The sequence below is a fragment of the Yaniella sp. genome (assembly GCF_030453185.1).
Classification (GTDB): Bacteria; Actinomycetota; Actinomycetes; order Actinomycetales; family Micrococcaceae; genus Yaniella.
In genome coordinates this window covers 1-12833 of sequence record NZ_JAKDKW010000067.1, presented here as the reverse complement: position 1 = coordinate 12833, position 12833 = coordinate 1, and the positions used below count along the sequence as shown (strand labels likewise).

The following is a 12833-nucleotide window of genomic DNA, read 5'->3' as shown; positions in this document are numbered from 1 at the left end:
ATGCCCGTGACCTGCGTGAGCGCGCCACATTTGCGCCGACTCGTGACCGGTACAAGGTCTTCATTATTGACGAAGCCCATATGGTGACTCCGGCTGGTTTCAACGCGCTGCTGAAGATCGTTGAAGAACCGCCTGAACACATCAAGTTTATTTTTGCCACAACCGAGCCGGATAAGGTCATCGGTACGATCCGCTCGCGCACTCACCACTACCCATTCCGGTTGGTGCCGCCAGAGCCACTGATGCAGTATCTGGAAACCTTGGCCGGATACGAACAGATCCCCATCGCCCCGGGCGTTTTGTCCCTGGTCATTCGTGCCGGTGGCGGTTCGGTGCGTGACACACTTTCGGTATTAGATCAGCTCCTTGCGGGAGCGACGCAAGAAGGCGTCAGCTACGATCTCGCCGTCAACCTGCTCGGCTTCACCCCTGAAAACCTGCTGGACGACGTCGTCAACGCCCTGGCTGCTGAAGACTCCCCCACGGTGTTTCGAGTGGTGGATCAAGTAGTCCAATCCGGACAAGATCCAGAGCGTTTTGTGCAGGATCTCCTGGAGCGTTTCCGTGATGTGGTCATTGTTCGCGCTGCACCTGAACAAGCCGCGGGGATTCTCCACGGGATGCCCGAAGACCAACTTCGACGGCTAGGAGCCCAGGCCCAGCAACTTGGCGCCGCAGAGGTCTCTCGAGCCGCCGATATTACGGCCGCTGCCCTAACGCAGATGAATGGCGCCACGTCCCCACGTTTGCACCTGGAATTGTTGATGGCACGACTCATGTTGCCTGCCACCGACGAAACCGAGCGTGGCTTGGCTGCCCGTATGGATCGCCTGGAACGGCGTATCGAATACGGCGGCGTGCCTGAAGCGTCCGCTGGTAATCCGCAGCCACGTCAACCAGCGCCGCAAGCCGCAGCGCCTGCTGAGGAAACCGGTCTATCCGGAGCCGCAGCGGCCCGTGCGGCCCTGCTCCGCGAACGCGAGGCAGAGGAAGCATCGGAAGAACAGTCCGCTGTTGAACCACAACAGCCAGCTGCTCAGCCGCAACCTGCGCCACGGCCAGAACGGCAGCCGGAACCACAGGCGAGACCTGAACCGACACCGGAGCCACAGCAGGCCGAACCAGTAAACGACCAGCCCGCACAACCTGTGCAATCGAATGTTCCTGAAGTCGCGGTGCCGCCTCAAGCACCGGCCACGCCAGAACAACCCACCGAACAGCGAGCAGCCCAGCAGCCATCACAGGTTGAGATGGCTCGTCGTGCATGGCCAGAAGTGCTGGAGTTCTTGAAGAACGAATCCCGCCTTATCTGGATGACGGTCAACGGCAACGCCCAGGTTGTAGGTTTCGACGGCAAGTTGTTGACCATTGGCTTCGATAACGATGGCGCCCGGAATACAGTGCAGATGCGCGGGGGCGCCAACCTACTCTCCGCAGGGTTCAACCATGTACTGGGCATCCAACCGGAGCTCGACCTGATCTCCGGTACACCGGATGGTGGTTCCCCAAAAGGTTCTAGCCGCCCGGCTCGGCAACAGCCTCAGCCAGCTCGACAGCGCCCGCAGGCCCGGCCGGAACAACCTTCTGCTGCCGAACAACAGCGGCCCCCACAAAACCCGGCACAACCTGCTCCGCCGGTAGCGCCGCAGAATGCAGCAGACCCGACACCGCAGGCTTCGGCACAGCCATCATCACCTCAGCCACCACAACAACCAGCGCAGCCACCGCAGCAATCCCAACCACGGCCCGCGCCACAGTCAGCACCCCAGCCTGCTCCAATCCACCCGCAGCCACCCGCCACCGGGGTCGCTGGTTGGGGCACCGGCCAGCCCGACCAGGCGTGGGGCCAACCAGAACCTGACTGGGGAGAGCCAGACCCAAACTGGGGTCCCCCAGATGATGATGAGTGGATGCCGAATGAAGACCCCTGGAACCCACAGCCTCCGGAAAATTCGGCGACCCCACAACCACCGCAACAGGCGGAACCAGCTGAAACCCAGCAGTCTGCGCCGCAGCAACCTGCACCAGTTGAAGAACCGTCGTCTTCCGAACCTGAAATCGCCACAGGTCCGGACCCCGTCGCATCAGACGGGTACGCTGGGTTCATCCCGCGCAATGAACAAGCCGAAGAACCGGTCATCCCGGCATTTGCAAAATCCGAAGCTGAGCTGCGACAAGAATTCCAACGGCGCTTCGGTGACGTCATCCCCGGGAGCTCCGGTAAAAAACCACAACAGGACAGCCCCAAACCAGCTTCCGGCTCGCGTTTCGCCGACATGGTGGCCCAATATGGCGGCCAGCCACAATCCGGTTCAGAATCGGAAACGGCACCGCAAGAGGAAAAAACCCCGGATGACGATGACGACGATTACGCCTCTGAAGACGACGAAATCATTGAGGACTCCGGACTCGCCGGTCGCAGTGTTGTTGAGAATGTCCTCAACGGCCGACTCGTTGAAGAACGCAACGCAGACGGCTCACCAAAACTTTAAACCGTAACGAAAGAAAGGCACCAACGTGTACGACGGTGCAGTCCAAAGTCTTATCGATGAGCTCGGCAGGCTCCCGGGTATCGGCCCCAAATCTGCCCAACGCATCGCCTTTCATATACTCGAAGCATCCGAATCCGACATGATTGCGCTGGCCGATGCGATTACCGACGTCAAAGCCAAGATCAGGCTCTGCGAAATTTGCTTCAACGTGTCCGAACACAGTGTCTGTGCCATCTGCCGAGATGAGCACCGAGACACCGGCCTGATGTGCGTCGTCGAAGAATCTCAGGACGTCATCGCGATCGAACGCACCCGAACATACAACGGCCGCTACCATGTGCTCGGCGGGGCCATCAACCCCATCGGCGGAATCGGCCCCGATCAGCTGCGTGTCCGCGAACTTTTGACCCGGCTCCAAGATGAAGCCGTCAAAGAAGTCATCCTCGCCACCAACCCAAACCTCGAAGGTGAAGCCACCGCAACCTATCTGACCCGTATGCTCTCGCCGGTCGGGATCACCTTGTCACGGCTGGCTTCAGGCCTGCCCGTAGGTGGAGATCTCGAGTACGCCGATGAGGTGACGTTAGGCCGCGCATTTGAAGGACGTCGCAAACTCGGCGAGACCACGTAGCGAAACCGCTACACTTAAAGACAATTCCAATTGTCTACCCGAGAGTACCTATGAGCCTGATCATCCAAAAATACGGCGGCTCTTCTGTGGCTGATGCTGCAGGAATTCAGCGCGTTGCCCGCCGTGTGGTCGCTACCCAGCGTGCCGGCCACCAAGTAGTTGTCGTCGTCTCTGCGATGGGCGATACCACCGATGACTTACTCGATCTCGCCGGCCAAATTACCGACGATCCTCCCGCACGCGAAATGGACATTCTCTTGTCGTCGGGTGAACGCATTTCCATGTCGTTATTGGCCATGGCGGTCGACGCCAGCGGTTCGCGAGCACAGTCCTTCACCGGCTCCCAGGCCGGTATGCTCACGGATGTTTACCACGGTCAGGCTCGGATCACCAGGGTCTCCCCCACACGTATTCGTGAAGCCATCGACGCCGGGAACGTGGCCATCGTTGCGGGGTTCCAAGGCATGTCGCCCGAGTCCAAGGACATCACTACGATGGGCCGCGGCGGTTCCGATACCACCGCGGTAGCGCTAGCAGCTGCACTGGACGCCGATGCGTGCGAAATCTACACCGACGTCGACGGTATTTTCTCCGCCGATCCTCGAGTCGTACCTGCGGCCCGCAAAATTGATGAAATTTCCTCCGAAGAAATGCTCGAATTGGCCGCCTCCGGTTCAAAAATCCTGCACCTACGTGCCGTGGAATACGCCCGCCGATTCGGCGTCAAACTCCACGTCCGTTCTTCCTTCACTGATCACGAAGGCACCTGGGTGATCCCAGATGAAGATGACATCGTCCAACTACCAGAAGGCCAACCCATGGAACAGCCAATCGTCTCCGGTCTCGCACACGATACCTCTGAAGCAAAAGTTACCATCGTCGGGGTCCCAGACATTCCGGGCAAAGCCGCCGACATCTTCCAAGTCATTGCCTCTGCCAAAACCAACATTGACATGATTGTCCAAAACCCATCACGTGCAGGGGCCGGGGCAACAGATATTTCCTTCACCGTGCCACTGGACCAAACCAAAACCGCTATCGCAGCACTGCGCGACGCTCAAGAGCGCATTGGATTCGACGACGTCGTCCACCAGCGCAATATCGGCAAGATCTCCCTGATCGGTGCCGGCATGCGCTCCAACCCCGGTGTTTCAGCAACCTTCTTCGATGCCCTGCACCGCGCCGGTGCCAACATCGACTTGATCTCGACCTCCGAGATTCGCATCTCGGTTGTCACCGCCGAAGACAAATTAGCGGGAGCAGTCCAGGAGATTCACCGCGCGTTCGGTCTCGACGCCGATGAAGAGGCTGTCGTGCACGGCGGTACCGGCCGCTAGGCCCCGCAAGCACCTAAACTGTTGCAAGCCACCGTAGAAGTCCAACCGATTTCTGCGGTGGCTCTCACTTTCACTACACAAATGCAAATATCACCGTTGTGTTCAATTTGACAGATTAGGGTTGGGAGCTACCGGCAGTTGTGCCATAGCAATAGCGGGAAGGAGGCAGTGTGCTAGGTTTCGACTTCGATATAACTGGTACCGAGTCTGTTCGACAAACCGGTCAAGTCTTTCTAGAAAAACTCCGTTCCGACGATCAACACCACTCTTCCCAGCAAGGCGCCACACCATTTGAAATAGCCAGCGATATCGCGGGTCTGGCACTGCGTTATCACCCCGGGCGTGAGATCAGCTTTCTCGATCCCTGTGTTGGGTCAGGCATCTTCTTCTCAGCACTCTTACACGATGCCCCCGACCATGACGGCGGCCTCGAAATCCGTGCTGCACACGGTGCCGAACCTGACGAACAATTCGCCGCACTGGCACACGATCTTTGGGCCCCGGCCGGCCTCACGGTTCATGATCTGAACTTCTTGCGACTGTCCGCAGCTGACCTACCCAAGGCCACCCTAGTGTTGTCTCGGCCACCGACAACAGCACACCATCGGCTAACCTCAGACCAAAAAGTACTGGCCGCAGATTGTGCAGAGGAAGCCACCGGGATCCGGCCCACCGGACTGGCCGACGCATACATCCACTTCTTATTGGCTTCTCACAAATTCTTGGCTCCCGGAGCCGTTTCCGCCTGGTTGTTACCTTCCGCGTTTTTACAACGGACCGCCGGGCAAGCGCTGCGCTCGTATCTGGCACGCCAGGTACGAATACAGCGTATTCATACCTATGATCATGGGATCCTAGGCACCGCAGGGCACGACGAGGCGATTCTCGATTGGTCCCTCGTCATCTTCACGAACCAGACAGCCCAACCCACCGATACCTTCAAATTCTCGACCGGCGGGGAGCTTTTCGGCGCAGACTCAACCGTCGAAGTGCCATACACCCGATTAGACCCAGACACCTCCTGGGCCAGCCTGGATCAGCAAGGCTACGCCGCTGACCGAGTCTCCTACACCATGGACGATTTCTTTCGGATCCGCCGTGGTTGGACGGCTCCCGGCGAAAACTTTTTTGTCATGGACGAAAATCGAGCCTGGGCGTTGGGCCTGCAACCATTCCATATGCACCCGATGCTGCCGCATCCAAAGGATATCGCAACAGACATCATTGAGGCCGATGAATGGGGGTATCCGAAGGATGAACCTCGCAGAGTCGTGGTCTTTTCGCGCTACGACACCTACAGTTTGGAAACCAAAGACCCAGCATTCCTAAAATATCTTGACGCCGCCAACGGCGACACCATCAACGAATCCGAGGAACGCGGTAATAAGGCCTGGTACAACTTGCATCTTCCGGGCGTCGCACCGATCCTCGTCCAGCCTGCCAAAGCCGATGATCCTGCGCCGTTTCGCTTCGTCCAGAATCAGTCGAACGGTATCGCTGGCCCAGGGTGGATCACCCTGTACCCAAACCTGGCGTGGGCCCAACCTGAGTTGATCCTCAATGGTATCGACTGGGACGCCGTGCAGCTGGTCTTGGAGGCTATCCGGTTGCCGGATCCATCCAAGAAACCAGAGCTCACGCCACAAGCAGTGGCTTCCCTAGACGCAACTGTGATCGCCGAGTATTTCGGCCTGACCGACAAACGCGCCTGAACGTGACACTATGAGGCTTTGACCGTTTTCAAGTCGGATGGTTTCACAGTCAGATCGATCGAAGCGGCGTCCACTTCACGTTCTTTGTCCTCCGGCTGTCTAGGGACTAAGGCAACCATCAGCGCTCCAAAGACGGCAACACCGGCGAAGACAATGAAGCCCAACAGCAGGCCCAGGTGCATTTGAAAGGTCATCATGATCAGGCTTGCGGCGGCAATGGTGAACGTGGTGATGATAATTGGTCGTGGACTGAATTTGTCAGCCAATTTAGAACCAATCAGTGCGCCAACTACTGCGCCACCATTGAGGATCAGGAGAAATGTTAGCGACCCATTCGTGTCGTAACCATAACCTTCCATGATGCGCGGCAACCAGGTATTGAGTCCATAGGTCAGCAACAGCCCAGAAAACGAGACGAAACCCAGGATGGCTGTAGCAAATAGATACTTTTTGGTTATAAGCGCGACAAATCCGGTGCGCTGATCCGCAGCTTCGTCTAAGGAAGGGTTCGTGGTTTTGGCGGGTACTTCATAGAGTGCGTTGCCCGTCTTCTGGGCGAGGGCAAACGCGCGCTGCCGGTGGCCTCGAGTCATCAGCCATTGCGGTGATTCCGGGAGTTTAAACCAGGCGATAGGCAACAGCAGGATGGGCAAGGCACCGATCATGAATAGTCCTCGCCAGCCCAAGGGCTCGAGCAAGAGGATCCCCATCAGGGCGCGAATACCCCGCCTGCAGGAATTCCGGAGTAGACGATTGCATTGTAGAGGTTGCGCTTTCCCTCTGGCGCAAATTCTGCCATGGTTGTCGCGGCTGCTGCCAAGATGGCACCCAACCCTAGGCCCGTGAGGAACCGGAAGAGTCCAAAGGAGAAAACCGTTGTGGTCAATGCGGTCGCAAACATGCCCAGTGAGAACCATGCGAGGCTAAACAAGATGATCTTGCGACGACCGATGTAATCCCCGATACTTCCACATAGGATAGCTCCGACCAGTACACCGAGCATGGCATAAGATCCTAAGGCACCGGCGCTGCCAGCATCGAATGCGCCGATGTGCGATGGATCGTTGAGCAAGGTGGGCATGACCGTGCCGTAGATCGTGAGGTCGTAACCGTCAAAAATGAGTGTTGCACAGGCGATGAATGCGACCCAGCCGGCAGTGCGGCGTTCTTTCACAGGGTCAGCAGCAAATATGGGTGAAGACATGATTTCCTTTACAGGTTTTCTAATGTGCGGAGGAGTCGACCGTTTATGCCCAGACCGGGAGCTGTTCGACGGGTTGAGTGAATTCAAGGTCCCCGGTTTCACCGCGTGACAGCCAAATAGCTAAGTTTTCTCGGTCGCCAAATATGCGCGGTCCCCCACCATTGAGTACCCAGCTATCGCCTTCTTCGGTTTCAATTGTGACCGCTGGGGTTTGGGCGTTTTGTGCCATGCGACGCATCATGGCTTCGATTGCGTCAAGCACCGAGTCGGGGTCGGCTTCGTCAATGGATCATGCCCACAGCAGGTCCTCATGAGTCAAGACGACTTCAGCAATCCGCTGGGGCACAACTTGGCCCGGGTAGAGATACACATCTCCCTGCTTGATCTTGGCGTCTTCCGGCAGGCTCGGTAACAAGGCCGCAGCGGCGTCGAAACGCTGTATTTGGAAGCGCTGCGGCTCACTTCACAAGATGGGGTGGCCACATATCACGGGCGATATTTATTTTCCTACGGACAAATACTGCGCCGCGCAGGGCGACGCAAAGAAGCCGCGGCACGTTTAGTTAGTGCCCGCGAGTTCTTCACATCGGTCAACGCGACCGTCATGGTAGATCTGTGCAACCAAGAACTGCGAGCCACGGGAATGTGGCAATATCGGGTCCCTGACACCGAGCCAAAGGCCGCGACGCCAACCGCGTCCTCCAGTCTGCCGGCACACCTCACCCCCACAAGAACACTCCATCGCAGAGTTGGTTGTGCAAGGGCTCACGAACCGGGAAACCGCTCGGCACCTGTTTATTGCTGAGAAAACTGTGCAATATCACCTAACTCGGATTTATTCGAAGTTCGCCATCCGTTCTCGCACCGAACTGGCACGGGTCTATGGGGCGGGTGCAAGCCACGCGGAGACAACCGAGTGGGCAATACATCCTTTAGGCATGGAAGACTTCTAAGGAACGCAAGTAGGAAGGAGTGCCCTACCCATTCCGGCGCTGGAATTGATATACATGCAGTTATGACAAACAGTATGTGGGCACGCGATGACATCGCGTCAGACCAAGAATTAGCTGAGCTCCGCTTCGAAATTAGCGAGACCATGGACGACCATGAGAAAACTCGCCAAAGTCGGACTGACTGGCGGCAACGTTTATTCCCGAAGAGGTTGCACTCCAGACGCGACTCGGCCGTCGGACTGAAAATGCGCAAACTGCGTAGCCATAAGCATGCCGAAGTATCCGGCCCCGAATCTGCGCTTGAGGACTCTGGCGAAGAACAATATCCAACACGTCAGGACGATTGCACCGCAGGCGCGTCCAGACACCACCACGAATATTCCCCAGAGCAGTTCGACACGGTGGAACATTCGTTGAACGCCATCTATGATCTGGCAGGTTACCTCGAGAAATCTCCACGAACCATTTGGATTGCACTCGAGGGGATCTTTACTGAGCGCCAGACCAGTTCGGCACCAACACTGTTTCGCCACCGAATTGCAATTTTGGCAAGAATGCTGCCTACCGCTCTTATAGCGTTTCTCCTGGCCTTTGTCCTCTTGCATTTCGTGATGCCCGGTCATCAAACGGATGCTGGCTATACGCCAATTTTCAGTGAGCTCGGGTTTTTGTTGTTCTTGACGCTGTTTACGACCCTCACGTTCTTTATCTTGACTGCTGTCATGCTGCTCATCAAGTCCACTTTGCAAGAACGATTTCTCACGGGTTTCGGTCGTCTCGTCAACTGGTCGATCCCGGTCACCATGTCATTTTTCTTTGCGTCGCCAGAGTTCTTGCTGCTCCTACAGGATATATCTGGTGGCACCAGTACAAGTGTTGCAGGCATTGGAGACATCCTCCAGGCCCATGACGGCATCGTCGAAACGATCTATTGGACCGTCCTGGTCTACGTTTCGATATACGCCGGATTGTTCTTCTCGTTCATCGGTTTTTCGAAAGTCTTTCAGGAACAACGCGAGTACGCCCATCGACACGCAGTACTCAGAAATGTCATCCCACTTTTGGTATCCGACAGTACAAGTGCGCGCTCAATGAAGCTATTTCGTGTGCACCGCTAGTCGGTCAGGCCCTCAACGTACTCCGGGTTTTCAGCGGCCCACTCTTCAACGATCGGGCCGTAGTCGTCGGTTTCCGTCTCGAAAAACATCATGCTCTATCACTTCGTTTTCAATTTTCTGAGACAGACCAGCAGCAGAGTCAATACCAATGATCGTTTTACCGAATGCATCCGCATTATCAGCTAGCTCGTCGGTGCCATCGATCAGTGCATCTTCATTGGTTTCCAAACATCCAAGTTGAAGTCATAGTCACCAGCCGCCAAACCGGAGAAGGTTAGTGCCGGGTCGGCCTATTCGAGGGTGATGGTGCAGTCCTCTGTCTCTAGGACGTGTTTCCAGAACTCGGACGCGGCGACCCTTTCCTCACAACCGTTAAATACTTCGATAGTTATTTCGCCACCTTCTGATGCTTCAGTTACATCTTCACCGCCACAGACGGTGACGGCCAAACCAGCAACGAGATGAGTTCGATGGTTTTCCATATACGTGTCCGCTTTGACAAGGTGTCTTTTGGAAGCGGGGTCGAAGAGCTACGAGCTCGATTTTGCGGGGCCTCGTGGTGAAAGAGCTTGCCTGTCTGGCCACAACCATGGGCGGCAAATATGACACACATTATCTATGTACCAGTGGGACAACTAGGAGTAACTGTGGCCATCGGCACGCCTGTCATACGCGACTAAGATGTAGTGCAATCATATCCCCGTCGCTTCCACACCATAAGGCTGACCGAATGTTGAAATCCCGTAGCCGCACCGCAACTTCACAGCGCCCGAATGACACAGAATTTGTCCGTCAATTACCCGAAAATTGGCTTCGCACGGATACGATTCTTGCAGTGGTCGTCGCATTTGTTTCGGTCTTGAGTTTGCAGGCTTTACGGCTCACCACCATATTAGAGGATACCGGCGTGAATATGGTCGCTGCCCAGGTCTTCTCACTGGCAATAGCAGCCCTATTAGTAGTGTATCGGCGCTTTCCCATCACGGTGGCAAGTGTGTTTACCGCGATGATCACCGTTGGTTCATTAACCGCTGCATCGGAATTTTATTCACTACTGTTTGTTGGTTTCATGACGATCTATGCGGTCGGTGCCTGGGTTTCGAATAGACGCCTGGCCTTCTGGGTGCGGTTCGCCGTGGTCACCGTACAGATCGTCGGCTCGATGCTACTCGTCATCCTCGATGACGAAACCGCGGAGGTCAGCCAAGAGGCACTGCGCAGTGTCGACACGAGCGAGATCCTGTATTTCCTAGTGACCAGCGTGATTCTGTCTTTCGGATTTTACTTATCAGCCTGCTACTTCGGTGGGCAAGCGTGGCACCGTGCCAAGCAGCGCTGGAAATTACAGAAGGCCCACGACGAATTGGAGCAAGCCAATGAGAGGGTAGCTGATGCCGCTGTCCATGCCGAGCGCATACATATCGCTCGGGAGCTCCACGACGTGGTGGCTCACCACGTGACGGTGATGGGCGTTCATGCTTCAGCTGCTCGGCGACTCATTGAGGCAGAACGAGACACAGACTCGGTGGTAGAACAGCTCGGGCATATTGAAACGGCTTCGGCCCAAGCCGTCCAAGAATTACAAACGATGGTGTACACACTGCGAGATCAGGACGGTTCAAGCGAACCCCTGCCAGACCTCAGTGAATTCCCTACGCTGGTTCAGCAAGCTCATTCCACTGACCAAACCGTGACACTTGAGATCACTGGTGAACCGCAGGAAGTATCGGCGGCCACTGAATTGACACTGTATCGGGTGGCCCAAGAGGCGCTGTCGAATACCAGGAAACATGCCGGCAAGGATGTTCGGGTTCAGGTGCAATTGCACTATGACCAGTCAGCTGTGACGCTGTCCGTAACGGATGATGGTAAAGCATACGACCCCGTTTCAAACGGGACAGGCACCGGAGTCCAGGGTATGAAGGAGCGTGTTCAGGCTGTGGATGGCACCATAGAATATGGGCCACGTACCCCGTACGGCTGGAAAGTCGTGGTCCGTGTACCGTGCCGAATGGAAGCTGCAAATGCCTGACCAAAAGACTCGTATTCTGCTCGTTGATGACCAACCGATGCTACGCACCGGTCTGGCAACGATCTTGTCCACCGAGCCCGGACTCGAAGTGGTCGGCGAGGCGTCCAACGGTCACGAAGCAATTGAACAAGCACGACAGTTGGACCCGGATGTGGTGTGCATGGATGTGCAGATGCCGGATATGGATGGCATCGAGGCCACCAGGGCTCTCGTGAATTCTGAGGTGCGGGCCGGCATATTGATTCTGACGACGTTTAATCGTGACGACTTTTTATTCGAAACTCTCCGGGCGGGAGCGTCAGGTTTTCTACTCAAGACGGCAGGACCAGAAGAGCTCATCCAGGCCATCAATGTGATCGCCAGCGGCGAGTCACTTCTAGCACCTGAAGTAACTGGTCGGGTCCTTGAACGAATGTTCGAACAACCAATCAAGGAAGCCCCCCTGGTTCCCGAACCCCAACCGAGTCTGCAGGTTGATTTGACCCGCCGGGAGGATGAAATCCTGAAAATGATCGTCAAAGGAAAATCCAATGCGACGATCGCCGAAGAACTCTTCGTCGGGCCGGCAACCGTCAAAACACATGTTTCGAATATTCTGATGAAGTTAGAAGTCAAAGATCGCATTCACGCGGTGATCTGGGCCTATGAACATGGCTATGTGAGGAATCAGGCCTGATACGGCGGGCTCGTTGGTGGTTTCGACCCATTGGTTCGGAGCCCGGTGATTTTCGATAAAATCAAGAGAGCCAATTGGTAGATTCCAGATCAGGAGCAATCATGCCCACTATCGTCGTTGATGTCATGCCGAAGCCCGCAGTGCTTGACCCACAGGGAAAAGCGATCGACGCTCGGCTTCCCGAATTAGGGTTCCGGGAGTTCTCACAGGTCCGTCAAGGAAAACGTTTCGAACTCACCGTTGAAGGAGAAGTCACCGCGGATGTGCTGGATCGCGCCAAAACTTTGGCCGCAGAATTATTGGCGAATCCGTCCACTGAATATGTTGCCAATGTTGAGGTAGCTAAATGAGCGCACCAAAAATCGGCGTCGTCATGTTCGACGCAGCAACGGACGCCCTCTCGGTGCTACGCGCCGTTGAACTTGCCGGCGGAACACCGGTGAAATTGCACCCCAGGACCACCGTAGCTCCTGATCTGGCGGACTTACCGCTGGTCATTCTTCCAGGTGGTTTTTCCTATGGTGACTACCTTCGTGCCGGCGCATTGGCTGCCACCCAACCGATTATGCGTGTCTTAGAAGACGCAGTGAAGGCCCAAGAGCTCACACTGATTGGTCTGGGCAATGGTTTCCAGGTTCTAACCGAAACTGGTCTGCTGCCGGGCGGGTTCGTTGCCAA

The 12833-nt window shown here is 56.1% G+C and carries 12 protein-coding genes and 1 pseudogene; 10 read left to right on the top strand and 3 right to left on the bottom strand.

Annotation, left to right across the window (positions count from 1 at the left end; all coding sequences use genetic code 11):
- The 4 genes from L0H14_RS09670 to L0H14_RS09655 form a co-directional block, all read left to right on the top strand.
- Positions 1-2492 (top strand): DNA polymerase III subunit gamma and tau (locus L0H14_RS09670; protein WP_301421734.1); only part of this gene is annotated, 2492 nt, incomplete at its 5' end.
- 25 nt (positions 2493-2517) lie between these two features.
- The gene (gene recR, locus L0H14_RS09665; RefSeq protein WP_301419358.1) at positions 2518-3123 is read left to right on the top strand and encodes a recombination mediator RecR; all 606 of its coding nucleotides are present in this window, start codon (positions 2518-2520) and stop codon (positions 3121-3123) included.
- 50 nt (positions 3124-3173) lie between these two features.
- Entirely contained in the window at positions 3174-4460 is a 1287-nt protein-coding gene (locus L0H14_RS09660; protein WP_301419359.1) for an aspartate kinase, read from the top strand.
- A 170-nt stretch (positions 4461-4630) separates the two neighbouring features.
- Positions 4631-6172, top strand: coding sequence for a hypothetical protein (locus L0H14_RS09655; RefSeq protein ID WP_301421733.1), 1542 nt, complete (start codon positions 4631-4633; stop codon positions 6170-6172).
- Between the two features lie 8 nt (positions 6173-6180).
- On the opposite strand, the pseudogene L0H14_RS09650 reads toward L0H14_RS09655, so the two are convergent.
- Positions 6181-7376, bottom strand: a pseudogene (locus L0H14_RS09650) (MFS transporter).
- Between the two features lie 43 nt (positions 7377-7419).
- The gene (locus L0H14_RS09645; protein ID WP_301419361.1) at positions 7420-7638 is read right to left on the bottom strand and encodes a hypothetical protein; all 219 of its coding nucleotides are present in this window, start codon (positions 7636-7638) and stop codon (positions 7420-7422) included.
- Positions 7639-7987: 349 nt separating this feature from the next.
- Between L0H14_RS09645 and L0H14_RS12530 the strand changes: the two genes are divergently transcribed.
- Together L0H14_RS12530 and L0H14_RS09640 are read left to right on the top strand one after the other, a co-directional pair.
- Entirely contained in the window at positions 7988-8329 is a 342-nt protein-coding gene (locus L0H14_RS12530) for a helix-turn-helix transcriptional regulator (protein WP_367618019.1), read from the top strand.
- Positions 8330-8391: 62 nt separating this feature from the next.
- Entirely contained in the window at positions 8392-9447 is a 1056-nt protein-coding gene (locus tag L0H14_RS09640) for a hypothetical protein (RefSeq protein ID WP_301419362.1), read from the top strand.
- A gap of 290 nt (positions 9448-9737) precedes the next feature.
- Here L0H14_RS09640 and L0H14_RS09635 read toward each other — a convergent pair whose 3' ends face one another.
- Positions 9738-9929: a hypothetical protein gene (locus tag L0H14_RS09635; protein ID WP_301419364.1), complete on the bottom strand. Its 192-nt coding sequence runs from the start codon at positions 9927-9929 to the stop codon at positions 9738-9740.
- 248 nt (positions 9930-10177) lie between these two features.
- Here L0H14_RS09635 and L0H14_RS09630 point away from each other — a divergent pair, with 248 nt between their 5' ends.
- From L0H14_RS09630 to L0H14_RS09615, 4 genes are all read left to right on the top strand, one after another.
- On the top strand, positions 10178-11479 hold the full coding sequence (locus L0H14_RS09630; RefSeq protein WP_301419365.1) for a sensor histidine kinase: 1302 nt from the start codon (positions 10178-10180) through the stop codon (positions 11477-11479).
- Positions 11472-12155, top strand: a complete 684-nt coding sequence (locus L0H14_RS09625) for a response regulator transcription factor (RefSeq protein WP_301421732.1) — start codon at positions 11472-11474, stop codon at positions 12153-12155. Before L0H14_RS09630 ends, L0H14_RS09625 begins: the two co-directional genes overlap by 8 nt.
- A 101-nt stretch (positions 12156-12256) precedes the next feature.
- On the top strand, positions 12257-12505 hold the full coding sequence (purS, locus tag L0H14_RS09620) for a phosphoribosylformylglycinamidine synthase subunit PurS (protein WP_301419367.1): 249 nt from the start codon (positions 12257-12259) through the stop codon (positions 12503-12505).
- Positions 12502-12833, top strand: a 332-nt coding sequence (locus tag L0H14_RS09615; RefSeq protein ID WP_301421731.1) for a phosphoribosylformylglycinamidine synthase subunit PurQ, incomplete at its 3' end; no start/stop codon positions are given. The genes purS and L0H14_RS09615, both read left to right, overlap by 4 nt.